The sequence below is a fragment of the Photorhabdus hainanensis genome (assembly GCF_018448965.1).
GTDB classification, from domain to species: domain Bacteria; phylum Pseudomonadota; class Gammaproteobacteria; order Enterobacterales; family Enterobacteriaceae; genus Photorhabdus; species Photorhabdus akhurstii.
This window is the reverse complement of record NZ_RCWD01000042.1, coordinates 1-14,314: the sequence shown is the minus strand read 5'-3', so window position 1 is coordinate 14,314 and position 14,314 is coordinate 1. Positions and strand designations below refer to the sequence as shown.

14 protein-coding genes are annotated in these 14,314 nt (G+C 37.2%); 8 read left to right on the top strand and 6 right to left on the bottom strand.

Going from position 1 to position 14,314, the window contains the following annotated elements:
- Nucleotides 1-90 precede the first annotated feature (90 nt).
- The 4 genes from EAE92_RS19985 (at nucleotide 91) to EAE92_RS19970 (ending at nucleotide 4,411) form a co-directional block, all read left to right on the top strand.
- Nucleotides 91-696 carry a hypothetical protein gene (locus tag EAE92_RS19985; protein WP_214069350.1) on the top strand — a complete coding sequence of 202 codons (606 nt, stop codon included), beginning with the start codon at nucleotides 91-93 and terminating at the stop codon, nucleotides 694-696.
- Nucleotides 677-2,824, top strand: a complete 2,148-nt coding sequence (locus EAE92_RS19980; protein ID WP_214069349.1) for a DotA/TraY family protein — start codon at nucleotides 677-679, stop codon at nucleotides 2,822-2,824. Before EAE92_RS19985 ends, EAE92_RS19980 begins: the two co-directional genes overlap by 20 nt.
- An 8-nt stretch (nucleotides 2,825-2,832) precedes the next feature.
- Nucleotides 2,833-3,537 (top strand): hypothetical protein, encoded by a 705-nt coding sequence (locus tag EAE92_RS19975; RefSeq protein ID WP_214069348.1) that lies wholly within the window; start codon nucleotides 2,833-2,835, stop codon nucleotides 3,535-3,537.
- 184 nt (nucleotides 3,538-3,721) lie between these two features.
- Nucleotides 3,722-4,411: an NYN domain-containing protein gene (locus EAE92_RS19970; RefSeq protein ID WP_214069347.1), complete on the top strand. Its 690-nt coding sequence runs from the start codon at nucleotides 3,722-3,724 to the stop codon at nucleotides 4,409-4,411.
- 124 nt (nucleotides 4,412-4,535) lie between these two features.
- Here EAE92_RS19970 and EAE92_RS19965 read toward each other — a convergent pair whose 3' ends face one another.
- The 5 genes from EAE92_RS19965 to EAE92_RS19945 all read right to left on the bottom strand — a co-directional run bounded on the left by EAE92_RS19965 (nucleotide 4,536) and on the right by EAE92_RS19945 (nucleotide 9,656).
- Nucleotides 4,536-4,799, bottom strand: a complete 264-nt coding sequence (locus EAE92_RS19965) for a hypothetical protein (RefSeq protein WP_214069346.1) — start codon at nucleotides 4,797-4,799, stop codon at nucleotides 4,536-4,538.
- 202 nt (nucleotides 4,800-5,001) lie between these two features.
- A complete protein-coding gene (locus EAE92_RS19960; protein ID WP_214069345.1) occupies nucleotides 5,002-7,068 on the bottom strand; it encodes a type IV secretory system conjugative DNA transfer family protein in 2,067 nt (688 codons plus the stop codon).
- Nucleotides 7,069-7,072: 4 nt separating this feature from the next.
- A complete protein-coding gene (locus tag EAE92_RS19955) occupies nucleotides 7,073-7,951 on the bottom strand; it encodes a thioredoxin fold domain-containing protein (protein WP_214069344.1) in 879 nt (292 codons plus the stop codon).
- A gap of 11 nt (nucleotides 7,952-7,962) precedes the next feature.
- Nucleotides 7,963-9,231 carry a secretion/conjugation apparatus DotM-related subunit gene (locus tag EAE92_RS19950; RefSeq protein WP_214069343.1) on the bottom strand — a complete coding sequence of 423 codons (1,269 nt, stop codon included), beginning with the start codon at nucleotides 9,229-9,231 and terminating at the stop codon, nucleotides 7,963-7,965.
- Nucleotides 9,232-9,251: 20 nt separating this feature from the next.
- Nucleotides 9,252-9,656, bottom strand: coding sequence for a lytic transglycosylase domain-containing protein (locus tag EAE92_RS19945; RefSeq protein WP_246545311.1), 405 nt, complete (start codon nucleotides 9,654-9,656; stop codon nucleotides 9,252-9,254).
- A 587-nt stretch (nucleotides 9,657-10,243) separates the two neighbouring features.
- Here EAE92_RS19945 and EAE92_RS19940 point away from each other — a divergent pair.
- From EAE92_RS19940 to EAE92_RS19930, 3 genes are all read left to right on the top strand, one after another.
- Nucleotides 10,244-10,405 carry a hypothetical protein gene (locus tag EAE92_RS19940; protein WP_214069342.1) on the top strand — a complete coding sequence of 54 codons (162 nt, stop codon included), beginning with the start codon at nucleotides 10,244-10,246 and terminating at the stop codon, nucleotides 10,403-10,405.
- A 139-nt stretch (nucleotides 10,406-10,544) separates the two neighbouring features.
- Nucleotides 10,545-10,784 (top strand): RepB family protein, encoded by a 240-nt coding sequence (locus EAE92_RS19935; RefSeq protein ID WP_214069341.1) that lies wholly within the window; start codon nucleotides 10,545-10,547, stop codon nucleotides 10,782-10,784.
- Between the two features lie 259 nt (nucleotides 10,785-11,043).
- On the top strand, nucleotides 11,044-11,970 hold the full coding sequence (locus tag EAE92_RS19930; protein WP_246545310.1) for a RepA family replication protein: 927 nt from the start codon (nucleotides 11,044-11,046) through the stop codon (nucleotides 11,968-11,970).
- Between the two features lie 488 nt (nucleotides 11,971-12,458).
- Here EAE92_RS19930 and EAE92_RS25055 read toward each other — a convergent pair whose 3' ends face one another.
- On the bottom strand, nucleotides 12,459-12,593 hold the full coding sequence (locus EAE92_RS25055; protein ID WP_281422795.1) for a hypothetical protein: 135 nt from the start codon (nucleotides 12,591-12,593) through the stop codon (nucleotides 12,459-12,461).
- 173 nt (nucleotides 12,594-12,766) lie between these two features.
- Here EAE92_RS25055 and EAE92_RS19925 point away from each other — a divergent pair, with 173 nt between their 5' ends.
- The gene (locus EAE92_RS19925; RefSeq protein WP_214069339.1) at nucleotides 12,767-14,071 is read left to right on the top strand and encodes an IS4 family transposase; all 1,305 of its coding nucleotides are present in this window, start codon (nucleotides 12,767-12,769) and stop codon (nucleotides 14,069-14,071) included.
- Nucleotides 14,072-14,314: the final 243 nt, after the last annotated feature.

Genomic DNA, 14,314 nt, shown 5'->3' with positions numbered 1-14,314 from the left:
GGGTTGATATTGGTGGACAGTTAATTGTTGAAATTTATGTTTTGATATAAAATTATCTCTATGCTGTCAAAATATCAAAGGTAAAATTTAATGAGTGATAATAAAAATGAAGATGTAAATCCTAAGAAATTTAGAAAAACGAAAACGTTTATTTATCACGCAAGTGGCCTTTCAGATATTTTTTTTATAAAGAAAGTATTAAGTGATGTCGTTGGTGAACAGAAGAAACGTTTTTCTTTATTGAAAGGCCAATATGATGATTTCAGAAGTCAATACGGCAAGGAAGATTATTCTGATAAAAACTACTCTGATTTCGCTGTGTCCCCTGAAAAGGAGAGGGAATTATTACAGGCGTTAAAATCAGCCAAAAGGCTCTGGTTAGTTTTGTTGGTGATTTTAGGGGTTGTGGCCGTAGCTTCTGCCGTTGTTTGTCTATCTACATTATTTGTCAGTAACCTACCTTTTTCTGTTTATCTTAAATCTTGGGGAATGTTTGTCTTAGTGATCCTGTTTAGCGGTTATATCTTTATTAAAAGCATGATCAATGAGTTTTTAGCCTGGCAAATAGCCAATAAGCGCCATTCACAAGAGGAAGGCGGTAGTTTTCAATCATTTAAAAATACTGATTGGGTATGGCAAACACTAAATTTCCAACAATGCGGAAAGCAGGAAAAAAATGAAAATATCAATCTTTAATAAACTTCCCTGGTTTTTTGCTTTTATTCCAAGTATTACCTTGGCCGCTGATGATATGGGGGTTGATAATCTCATTGATGCAGCTAAACGATCCGGTGATTTATCCAGACAAGTATTAAAGCTAATTTTTGGTGAAGTTATTGAAAACCCGCTTAAATTTAATGGTGATGGTGGATTATTGGGTAACGTTGTTTTTTCATTTAATGCGGTGGTTATCGCATTAGCCATTGTTTATCTATGTTGGATCTCTTTAAGGAAAACAACGAGAGGGGCACAACTTGGACAAATCATGGAAGCTGGTACTGATACTGGCAATAAGTTTGTAAAAACAACTCTTGGTTTTGTCTCATTAGTTCCAACAGCATCAGGTTGGAATATTGCTCAATTGTTTTTCTTATGGGCTGCGTCTTTGGCCGGGATTGGTGCTGGAAATATCGTCAGCGATAAGATAGTGAGTGAATTGGATAGAGGACAAACGATTTATACTCAGCCGGTCATGCCGGAAATGGTATCGGTTGCTAAGTCTATGTTTGAAACGAATCTTTGTGAGATAGGTATCAATCAAGGTTTAGCGCAACAAAAAGCTTCCGGGGAAGGCTATGAAGCCAGTGCAGAAATGCGGGTAAAAGTAAAAGATGATATACGAGGTTATAGCCTGGAAGTTACTAACGGTTCGGCCAATTGTGGTGGGTTTACCTTAAAACCTGCCATTATTCTTGATAGTAGAGCGGAATTTTTGAGCATTACGAACAGCATTAGAAATGCTTCCCGGACGATGTTTGATTCAATGAGAAATACTGCTCAGGAATTTAATAACGCTTACTTTGCCCGGTTGAGAGGAGTAGATGTTGTGTTACCAGATGTTGAAACAAAAATTCAACAGGCAGCAAGACAATATCAGCAGTCGGTTAGTGCATCAATAAATATGAGAGGAATGGCAGAAACAGAACGCCGGTTATTAACTCAGGAATTGGAGGAAAAGGGTTGGATGGCGCTAGGAAGCTATTTCCGTCTTATATCTTCAATGAACACTAGCCTTCAGAATGTTTCTTCTCATACACCTACCGTTTTCGGGATTCAACCGGAAGGAGATTACTCTTCTCTTGATTATTTCCAGGGAGTATTTCAAGCTTATCATTCACAGCTTAAAAATAGCACTTATACGCCAGCATTAGGGGGTAGTGGTTCCAATATCGATGCACTAGAACCTACATCAAATAGTGAAAAAGTCGATCCAAGTGATGTTTCAGGGATAATTAGTAAAATCATTCCCTGGGAAAAATTCTTTCAGGCTAAATGGGGAACTGGTGATGGTGAAACAGAACTGACTAACCCGGTTTTAAAAGTTAAAGAGGTTGGTGATTGGACAATAGGATTGTCCGAAATGGGGTTGGCGGCGTGGTTTGGTCTGAATGTTGGTGAAAAAGTTGTAAAAAACAATATTGGTGGCCGGGTTGCCAATTTTTTTACAGGGATTGGTGATGCTGCCGATGAAGGGTTAAAAATCCTGAATGGTTGGGTTTATACAGCCTTAATGGTGCTAATTATTCTAGGCGGTATAATGTCTGTCTACATTCCTTTGATACCTATATTGAATTGGCTGGTTGCTGTTACTGACTGGCTTGTTGCGGTAATAACTGGATCTGTCGCTTCTACATTATGGGCGGCCACACATTTAAATGTTGGTGATAGCAACGAAAACCGTAGCCAAACGGGTTATATTTTTCTCATTGATGTTTTGATTCGACCCTTGTTAATGGCCATTGGTTTTTTATTCGCTACCTTAGCCATAATAGCATTAGGAACGCTTGTTGATGTTATTGTTGTGCCAGCATTTAGAATTGCTCAAGGTACATCTACTACAGGGTTGGTTACTTTTATTTTCTTTTTACTATGTTATGCCCGAATTATGGGGGGGATTATCCTGCGGGTTTTTTCCTTACCTGTTCGTCTGCCAAATTGGGTAATCAGTTGGATTGGCAATCGGGGCTATGATTCTATCCTGGGTGACATCAGTAGCCATGTTTCTGGCATATTTGGGGGGTTATCTCGTGTTACAAGAACACCAAGTGTCGGAAGTTCATCACAAAAAACTCCTACGGGTGATGGCATGGACGGCAAACATTAAGGAGGGGTATGACTAATTTAACTGCTAATACAGTAAAACAAAATCCTTGGCGTATATGGTCTATATTGGCCTACTTATACCTGTTTATTGGATTTTGGAATGTAGGGTTAGTAGCAATTATCCCGGCACTGCAAAGGCCAAATCATGGCCTATTGGAAGAGCCGGTTTTACAATTGTTTTTACTAGCCGACATACTGATGGTGTATATCATTGTGAAGTCCGGTTGCTATAACTTGAAACAGTTAGAGCCGTACTACAAGCTTGAAAAGTCAGGTTATTTTGATTGGGCTAAACGGGGCTGGCGTGGGAGCTGTAGAGAATTTCAAATAGGGTGTGATGATACCACAGGCATTTTATGCATGTGCTTGATTTCTCCTTACAAAAACTTTGATAGGCATGTGTCTATCATCGAGTTTGAGCACGTCTTACACTTCCAGTTTACGTTGATATCATCGGCAACATACCAAGTGATACTTACGTTAGATTCTGTAGATGTATCGCAGATAGTGTTTACCCTACCGACTAAATACGAGGCAGCATTTTTCCGAACAGCTTCAGCGATTACGCATAAAACCCCGGAACAATTGGCCGCAGTTAGGGGGGATGGTTATCAAGCCTGGCGACAAGAAACGTTAAATAAGGGTTGGCTGATAGTACCAGGAACAGAGAAATTCAATACCTCAATTCGTCCGTCTTTAGTATCTAAATGCTAATAACAAGCTTAAATGTACTAAGAAAAAGCGGTCAATTGTGGCCGCTTTTTCTTAGTATTGACGTTTCTGTTAAATGTAGTATCATATATACATAACTCAACCTCGTACGCATTGATTAAGTTCAATGGCTGTTGGGGTGAAAAAACCGGCTATAGGCCGGTTTTTTCGTATCTAGGGGTAAGGTGTGCGCACAACATTTTTTGTCGATGGTTACAATTTATATTACGGTTTACTGGCTGGAACAGAGTACAAATGGCTCGATCTTCATAGTCTGCTTTCTTATATTGTACGTATACAAAATCCACAGAGTGAGCCTGTGTCTGTAAACTATTTCACTGCCCCTGTTAAACCTGACCTTGCTACGCGCGGGATCTTATCTAAACAAGCTCAGGATACCTATATTAGGGCGCTTAAGACAAAAGGCGTAAATGTTTTTTTTGGGCGCCACCGGCTGGAACATGGAACAGCTCCACGTTACATAAGTAAAGATATTCCTGCGTCCAGACAAGATAAAGTAGACATATGGGATCTTGAGGAAAAGGAAACTGACGTTCATTTGGCAATAAGTATGTACCGTTTGGCTGTAAAGCAAGCATTCCTTCCCGAAGAAGAGCGTATCACGCAGATTGTATTAGTTTCGGCTGATACGGATATGACCCCCGCATTACGTGCAATTAAAGAAGATTTTCCTGAGCTGACGATTGGAATCATTTTACCACATCGGGAAGGTATTGAACGAGGTGTTCCTGGTTCTCTTCAAAACTACTCCAATTGGATAAGACGTTATGTGACTATGAGCGAGTTGAGAGAACATCAGTTTCCAGTAAAAGTACCTACTCATAAGAAACCGGCCATTAAACCTGACTATTGGTAGAATGATCTATCATAGTTATTTAATAGCATTTCTTACGTATATACGAATGGTTGCCTTACCGACAATTAATTGTAAGAACCTGTATTTGAAAACACAACAAAATATAGGGGGTGGCCGTCCGGTCTCATTCGTTGAGGTCAGCGGGTAGATCGAGAGATTCATGAAATGTTTCAATGAATGCGTGCCGAATTTCTTCAAGTGTATTGATAAAGTCTAAGCCTGCATTGCTGCTCATGCCGCCGCTGAGTGTGGCACCGCTAATCATCCCCATCGTCATGGCATAATGCAGGTAAGCACTGTCCTTATCCTTTCTTTCCATTGCTGACCGTAAATTCAGGAATTCTCGCGCTAGTTGTTCGGAGAAAGCCTTAGCATAAATCTTTTTCATTTTTCCTACTTAACTCATTGTCTGCCAGTGGGCCAATTATAGCGGGTTTCATTCTGTTATTATAGCGCAGTTCTGTTGGTTTTTGACCGAAGAGCACTTTGGAAGAAACGCATTATCAAGACCAGATGATAATTGATTAGATGCATAAAAATCCCCGTTCAGTCCGAGAGTACATGAATCGAGTACGCCCACATTTCAACCTTTATAACAATAGTTCAAATTCATCTTCTTTTTCTATAAAGCAAGGTGCATCAACTTTATCAAGTTCATTAAAAAATTTGAAAGCCTGTTCGAATAATAAGACACTAGCTATTTCGGCTTCTATATCATTTCTTCTGTAGTCAACATGGATTTTCTCTAAGGCTTCCCATAAGTCAGTTAATGATGTTCTGACTTCATTAAGCTGAATGATTTTTCTTTCCTGAAGTACCGGAAAAATTGATGTTAATGCTTTAACTGTTGGCTTTTCGACACTGATAAATTTATTTACCCGTAAGCTCATAGTATTAGATAGTTTTTCATTATCTGAAATATAAAATGCTCGGCTTTTAACCAACATATCTTCGATGGATATTAACCCTTCGCCTTGTTTTAGCCCTTTGATTTCATTAGACTTCACACGGGATTTTTCCCTAATCTGGTAAGTGTCTGATATTTCTGAAGCTGAAGAAAATGCACTTCCTTTATCTTTGATGGTACTCACATCGGCTACATTGGCCGTACCTGCATTTTTTTCTATTGTAGAATAGGTTTCCCCCATGTCTTCCACAGCTAGGAAACATTTCACCCTAGTATTACCTAACATGCTATAGGTTTCATTTCTATCAACCTTAGACATAGAATTTAGGTCTTGAGTACCAAAGATGCCGTTATATTTTAAGGCGCGGATCAGGGCAAAGAGTGAGGCTAATCCTCGTGAAAAATATTGCCCCAATTCATCAAATATTAGTTGGAATGGAAATCCAAAATACCGATTTTTCGCGTATTCTAAAACTTCTTTATCACCTTCAATTTTATTTCCCAAATCTTTAGTGACGGACATTCTAAGTAAATTAATGAACATGCCGCCAATTGTTTGCATTTCTGTTTCTGATAATTCTGTGCCTGGAATTAAAATACACAATAAACGACCATTATGTAGAACGTCTTGCATGTTAATATCTCCGTTATCATCCGGGAAAACATGGCTATAGGTTTCAGAAAAAAAGTTTAATAGTTTTACAAATTGGTTTGAGCGGTAGTTATGCTGTTCAAATGCCTCCTTAGCCCAGAGTTCAGAATTATTACGCAATTGAAGGTTAAAGCCTGGCAGGTTTTCGAGGTAAGTTTCTAAGGCTGAATAGCCCTCATGATGCCAATCATTAGCAATAGCTTCATTGTATAAATTCACAATATTATGTAGCGACAAATGTTCTCTAATCACTTGCTGATTTAGTTTCAATTCCCCTCTGGCTCGTTTATAGCACAGTGCATTGGTCAAAGCCTCTAGGTATGATTTGGCTGATTCTTGCCATTGTGCAGAATCCCCGCCAACTTTAGGTAGCATCGATTGCAGTAAGTTAATGATTAGGGTTGGTGTAGCAACATTAAATAAGGCAATCGTATTTGAAACAAGCCCTGGGTTACTTGTGATTACATCGGGATCATTCTGCTTGGCAATGTGTTCAAATCTATCTAAGTTCCCTGTTATAAAGTTAACGAAATAAACATCTTCTTCTCTTCCGAATCTTCTAGCCAATGACCAGTACGCAAACGGTAAAGCCATTGTCGCTTTACCATCTATAAAGACGTTACCGCTGCCATTCAGAACAGATTGTAGGTAGAAGCCTAAAAGAATCTCTGTTTTACCAGAACCTGTTGTTCCTAATACAGCAACGTGACGTAACCAATCTTCGTCGGTCGCCCAAAGCTCTTTTCCAGCATTATCCTTACGGGAATAACCGATAAATATCCGGCCATTTGCCGGGGAGGTACGAAATATTTTTTTAACGTACCTAACCCATAGAAAGCGGGATTCTGATGCTGTTTCTACAGATAGAGAGGGATCTACCATATCAGCATCAAACGGTAGTCTTAGGGGGGCTCTTTCCGGTTGACTAAAAAAAGCGGAGCTCCACCCTAACGTGATCGGTATGAACAAGATTAGTAGTGCTGGAAAAATCAGGCATAAACAAGAGGTGATAACCAAGAATATCATTAGATTTCCTGGTGTAATAATAAAATTACCTATTGGATCTCGTTGTTCTGGGGTTTTTATCTCTTCGGTCATAGTATCATTTTTGCTCTAAGATATATTTTAATTTAGGAATGTCATTAATTAGACTCTGGGATATTTCAAATCCTTTATCGGAAATGATTGTTGGTGTACCTTGCAACTCCATCATTGAAAAAGCTATATTATTTGCTTCAGCAAATTTCTTGGCTTCAGAGGTAATTTTAGGCGATTTTTCCAGGGGCTTACCTTCAATTGCTGTTTTCCAAATCGATACCCTATTTTCAATTGGAGCACTTAATATTTGTTCAATGATTTGTATTGAATTTTCACGGCCAATTACAGAAACAGGAAGAATTTCAACATTAAAGTGTTTGGCGAGTTCTTCAAGTTTTGGTTCGATTTTGCGGCAATAAGGGCATAATGGATCAGAGTAAACATAGATTGTTTGTTCATAGCCGCTAGATAGTCTAACTGTAAATTTCCCGGTGGCTGCTGCTTGTTTCAGTGAGTTTAGCATTTCCTTTGCATTTGTGTTTGTCACAGGTGGGTTAGATAAAGTTTCATCACCTAATGTTATAGACTGATGAGTTTGTGCGAGCATGTATGAAGCATTAGTAATAGCCCCATTTATGGATAAGATAAATCCGGCAATTAAAACAGGGTAAATAACGTAGTTAATGCTCTTAATTATTTTTTTGAGTAAAAAGTAGTTTCTTACTTTTTTTCTAATTCTCTCTATCGCTTGTATTGCATGATATTCATTTTCAAAGGAGATAATTATCTCTTTTCTATCGTTTGATATCAAAAATAAGTCATAACTTTTGTTTTTTTCTATAGAAAAGATATAGTTAGAAACAGATACAGAGACATGTTTTTCTTTATCTACAGCCCCGTTAATATTCAAAAATAAAATGTTATCTTTAATAGAAATTTGCATAGTGATCCTCATTAGAAGAATGGTGGTATTTCTTTATTTTCTGGTGTTGCTTCTTTTGGTTCAGAATATTGAGCGTTATTTTTATCGCTGTCTGATTTTCCTTTATTATTTTTAGTTTCCTCTTTGTTTGATTGTAGTCTTAGTGATTCAATATCGTTGATATAAAGGAACTGACCGCTTGCAGTATAAGGTTTGAAACGTTTTATAATTCCTTCCTTAATTAGCTCAGTTTCTAAGCCATTTGTTGCAGGTCTAACGGTAGGAGATATATCTAAATCTTTATATGTAGGGTTTTCGTTTAGCCATGTTTCAGTGATGCTATATGCGATCACTCCTGCACCTTCGACAAATTTTTTACCTCGGCCAACGCTGGTGAGTGCCATCCATAAAGTACGATCTAATCCTTTAAGCCATCTAAAATGAGCAGAAGGAATGGATAAGTCTGAGTCTAAAAGGGCATATAACATTGTTCTTGAACTTCGGTACCCAGATGAAAAAATTTGAAATTCTTCTGTATTCAGAACGACTTCGCATTTCTCTAAAATAGGCTCAAAATTAGGGTAGGCGTCCTCTGTTTCTAAACATGATAAATTTAAATCAAATAATAATTCTTTAGCGTTAGTGTAATCATTGAAAAAACGTGCAAGCGAAAATATAGCTGCTAATATTTTTTCATAGTCTTTTAATTGCAATTTTCCATTTTTCAAAGAATCAAAGTTAATTTGTTGCCGAAAAATTTTTCTAGTTTGAGATTTTCTAAATGTCTTTTTTTCGTTATCTATTAGATTATGTTTTTTAGCAAATTCTATTGGCGTCAATGGTGATTTAGACTCATCATCATCATAATTCAATAGTTGATCTGAGAAATTAGAGTAACGAGCTAAAGTATGAGCAATTGACGGTGAACGTCTTACAATAAGGTGAGCTAACTTATTAACGTCAATTTGCCTATTAAACCGGTAATGTGGAGACTTTCTTACTTTATAAAAAATAAATGCGGAAAAGAAAGAAAAAATAATTGCATAGAACCATGCTGAGTGATTTAGAATATAGAGAAAATTCAACAAAGAAACGTTGTCAGCATGTTTACTGGCACTTTTTAGCATGATTTTAATATTTTCCACCCATTCAAAACTAGGTAGAATATTATAAATATGATACGTGATAAAGCTATAAATTTTTACTATCTCTACCCCTAAAGTTATCCATGCTAAACTGGATAACAAGACAAAAACAAAGGTAAAGATAGCTATCATTTGTTCTGTTGGTAAAACTTTCACGTAACCCCCTTGTGCTTAATCTAAAAGTTGATAGAGTTCTTATAAACACGTTTTATATAAGCATTTTTTAGCGAGGGTGTTTTAGAATGATAGCGGCCTATTCCATCCCAAAAATTCCCTCCTGCTTCATTGATATGATAACGGATAATATAAGCTGAAGAATAAGCAGAAATGCAAAAATCATTGGTAAGGTGTTCAGGGGTAATTCTATACTTTTGTAGTTCCTTAGCCCATACTGTATTTACTTGAAAAGCGCCATAATCAATAGTGCCATTCTTATTTTTGTTTTGCATACCGACCCGTCCTCCTTCAGTTTTCAAAACGCCTATAAAGACTCTCAGTGGAATGCGAAATCGTTCAGCCGCTTGTCGTATACAGATGGGTATAGTAATCATTGAATTATCAGGCGGTAGTGTGTCAAGCATTGCTAAACTCTCATTAGTATAAACATATTTTTAATTGTATCATAGGTAACAAAATATAAACAATTAACCCGAAAAAATATATTTTTATTATGTCAAAATATGATTTTTATAACATATTTAACCTGTAGATAAATTTAGTGTATAGTATAATCGAAATATTTATAAGAGAGTGATTACAATTATAACTTAATGAAAAACATAGTGATATTGATTTTTTGTATACCAATCATAGCCAATTCTGAGCCTATCTTTCTAGGAGACTCGCTTACTTATCGAGTAGCAATGAGCTATAAAAATATCAATCTGTAGACGCAAAATATCTAGTTGGATCTGGCCTAAAGAACCAATTGCAATTTGATTGGTTTGGTTATGTAAACCAGATCAATACAAGCCAATATGGTAACGTGTATATTGTTTTAGGTACTAATGATCTTATCAGCTATGAAGAGATAGAGAGTTATCGAGATAAAGCAATTGATCTAATTAGAGTGCTTAAACAACAAAATAAAAATATTACTTAGGTTTTACTTTCTACACTTAAAGAAGTTAAGAAAAATCAATCATTAAATAATACTAGGAAAGCAATTATGATGGCAGCAATAGAAAAACAGATAGGCACCATAGATATGAGAACGGCACTAGGACAACGTTATATTAATTCATTAAATGACCGGGCTCTTAGAACAGGTGACGGTGTTCATATTACAGAATATGGTGCTGATTTGTTGGTAAATCTATTGACTCATTGAGCATAGCGGTGTAGTCATTGCCTTTGCTTAGTTAGTGAATCTCTCGAAATTTGCTCTTTTACGAGGGATTACCGTAAGTTATGATTAGTAGTAATAAATCTATAAAACTTAGTTTTGAAACTATCAGGAACGATGTGTTATGCCTAAGTCAACTAGTGAAGGAAAAAAACGTGAGTATAGAAAAGGCAACCCACTAACTCAAAATGAGCATAACAGCAGGTACAAACAAAAAAGAATAGCTAACAATGAAAAAGAGTTAAGGGTTTTTATACCTCAAGAAATAAAAGAAGATTTGATAATTTTCTGTAAAAAAGAAGGAGTTTCACAGTCTATGTATATCACTATGTTACTTGAACAAGCTCGAAAAAATTGGAAGTAGATTGTTGATCATATCCGTTTGAAATGGTAAATTCTCATCAATTTGGTAAACGCAGCCGAAAGTGTGTTAGAGAGAGAGGCGAGAGCATAACTGCCACGCACAAGAGAAACCCCGCAAATCTGTTTCAACTTTGGCCGGATGTCACAGATTACGGGGCTGATCTAGAACTACTAGAAATTGTTTTGATCCAGTGGGAAGTATAAATTCATGTCTAGCAGAATGCAATACCCTTTTATGACCGGCCTAAGTGCAGGTCGGGGTGAATAATCTAGAGCAACAGCATAAAAGAACAAAAATTCATCGTCACTATGTCCCTAAATACAGCGGGGGCTTGCCAAAAATAGTTACTGTCCGGCGTTTTGCAGGTGCATTAAATGTGCATGATTGGAATCGTAATCCCTTTATGTATCAATTGCGTTGCAAGCGTAATCAGCGTGTTTCAATTCGTTCTGAACGAAGAGAAACGTTCTCTGAATTAGCACTAGCAATGATCGCTTATGCTGATTACAACCCCAACAATGAATATCTCTTCGAAGTCATGTGTTCAGTGGAAAAACTTGCTGAACTGTGTGGTCAGCTATATCGTTATGAGAATGGCCGGAAAAGTTATGATCCTATTCTTCATGCATTACACGATTGGCAGGGGGCTAATTTAATAATAATTAAGGAAGGGTTTGATCCTGAAGCGAAGCAATATAAAGCAATGCGTATCTGGATTCGTCCTGAGTTTTTCATTGGACTTGGTTTTTCTATCGCTGAAATTAGAGATATGTTGAATAAATTTAAGCGTTGGATGGAAAAAAATGGATTACGTGACTCTTATCAACGTCGTTATGCCCAACATATTTTACGGTTAGCCAAATCAAATGTTGCATCTATCGATGATAGTCATTCATTAAAAAACCTATTGAAGAAGATTAAACGCCTAGTTGTTGGTGAAGATGAGGCCATGAAGAATGAAAAAAAACACGCAATAAAAGCTATTAAACACCGGCAAGAGCTTATTGATGCGACTAGCCCGATGCCAGATCAGAATCAAGTATACTGGCAGCAATATGAAAACTGGAAACAAAAGCAACCTATTGCCTGGGTAATGGCATTTGAAAAAGATATCCAGGGCCGTTTCCCAGGGCTTTCTAACGATGAATTATATCAGGTGTATGTAAAGCATCTACCAGACAAATAACCCGTCTAATTAACATAAACCGCCTTTACTGGCGGTTCTCGTGTTGTCTGAAATCAATGGTTGGTTATTTTTTATGCTTCCTCCTCATGGGGAAAACACTAAAATAACGGTTGTTTAAGTGACAAGCATTTGTAAAGATTAAATTACAATCAATTAAATTAGAATAGTTTAAAAATAAAACTATTAAATTCGAACTATATAAAGAAAATCATATTAAATTCGATCTTTATTTCTGAACTAAACGACCCTTTAACAAGGGAGTTAGCAGGGAGCTTAACAACGCTCCCCTGCAACCCCAAAAAAAAACAAAAAAATGACTTCGCTTACAAGCAGCTTCGCTGCTGTCGCTCAGAAAGGAGATGTATGAACACATACAATAAATAAGGGAATAACTAACCGATTTTCAATCATACTGCTTCAACATCCTCTCGTCTCCGACCATCCAACATCTCTACTGCTATCATATCGTGCCATTCAGTTCGCTTCGCTCACAGCTTAGCAGGGCAGGGGGTATCGAGGTTCTCTATTTTACTCTCAGTCGCATTACTTGCCCTTCGCTTACGCTCTTGGGCTAATAATGCTCCGCTTCGGGGCGCATCAACTCCTAATGTCCTCTGAAACATTTTTTCGCCCCTTACAGGCGAATATACTTTAACGCTCACTTTAACTATCTTTCGCCTATGAAAAGTTTGAAGAACAATTTTTATATAATATTGGGGTTCTACGCCGGACAATGGCATTCGGTTAAGATAACAACTATGCTATAAAAATCTAAGTTTCCTCGGAGAGTATGCTGATGGATATATATCATTTTCTGAACAAAACTTTTTTTTATTCATGCTCGAAAATTGATAATTTTTGGCGAAAAAGAAAAAGATCAATAGACACAAAATTGATTGTGCTATTTCTCATGAAAATCATATCAGGGAAAAATAACCACGGATACTCTTATATTATTAATGAAATATGGGCTGAGTGCATTCATGAAAAAATACCGTTACCTCAGCATAAGCCCGTCTCTGCTTCATCAATGTGCGAAGCCAGAATGAAATTACCTGATGATGCAATAAAAACCATAAACAAAAATATCGTTTCTGTATGGGAAGATAATACCCATCCTGAAACATGGAAAGGACATCGACTGTTTGCTATAGATGGCTCAAAATTAAACATTCCCAGAGGGTTGCTGGAAAATGGATATAAAACACCCAAAAACACATCACGACATTATCCCTATGCAATGATGAGTTGTCTCTATGATGTATTGAATTCGATCATATATGACGTTGATTTTGTTAACCATAACAATGAGAGGGCTTGTGCCGAAAAGCATCTCCAGTGTTTGGATAGCAATGCTGTCGTGATCTTCGATCGGGGATATTTTAGCTATTACTTGTTATATCAAGTAATGCAAAACAATCTGAATGCCGTATTTAGAGTACAGGAGGGAAACAGGAATAAGACTATTAGAGATTTTTCTGACAGTAATTCAGATGATCTTATTGTTAGTTATACGCCATCGGAAGCGGTAAAGTCAGATCTTAGAAAGAGAAACCTTCTTTCAGAATTCCCATGCTTAACGTTAAGACTAATAAAGCATATTGACCGAAATGGTGAATATATTCTTGCCACTACTCTTGTTGAACGAGGATATTATGAAGTCGAAGCTTTTCATGATTTATATCACCATCGATGGAATATAGAAGAGTTATATAAATTGTCCAAGTCAATCCTTTGCATTGAGGATTTCCATTCACAGAGTGAGAAAGGCGTAAAACAAGAAATCCAGGCGCATATATTACTACTGAACCTGACAAGGATATCGGAAAATGATATTAATCACAGAGGCAACGATAGCGACTGCATTGATAGCAGAGAAAATAAACAGAAATTGAATTTCAAAAACTGTTTGTTTCTTGTAGTAAGACACTTGTCTTTGCTAATTCAGGGGATAAAAAAACATTTAAAATCATTTTATTGTGCTCTTTCAGAGGGACTTGCCGGAATGACTCACCGGGTGAGGCCTGGGAGGCACTATCCACGAAAATCTATGCGTCCCAGAACCCGATGGAACTCTTTTGATGCCCCGGCAAGAGTTTAACCGAATGCCATTGTCCGGCGTAGACCCCCATATTGATTAGTTTGAATATAGTGAAATATTGTACGGTGAGCCTATTCGCCGCTTGTCTGGCATTCCTCCCAATGCCATAACCTAAGTTAATCCGTTACGTGTTTCCACTGGAAAAATTATAATGCTAATGTATGCATACATTAGCATTATAATATACACAGAACAAGCTCTGACCAGGTAACTCATCGCACTGACGATACGGAGTGTCGAATT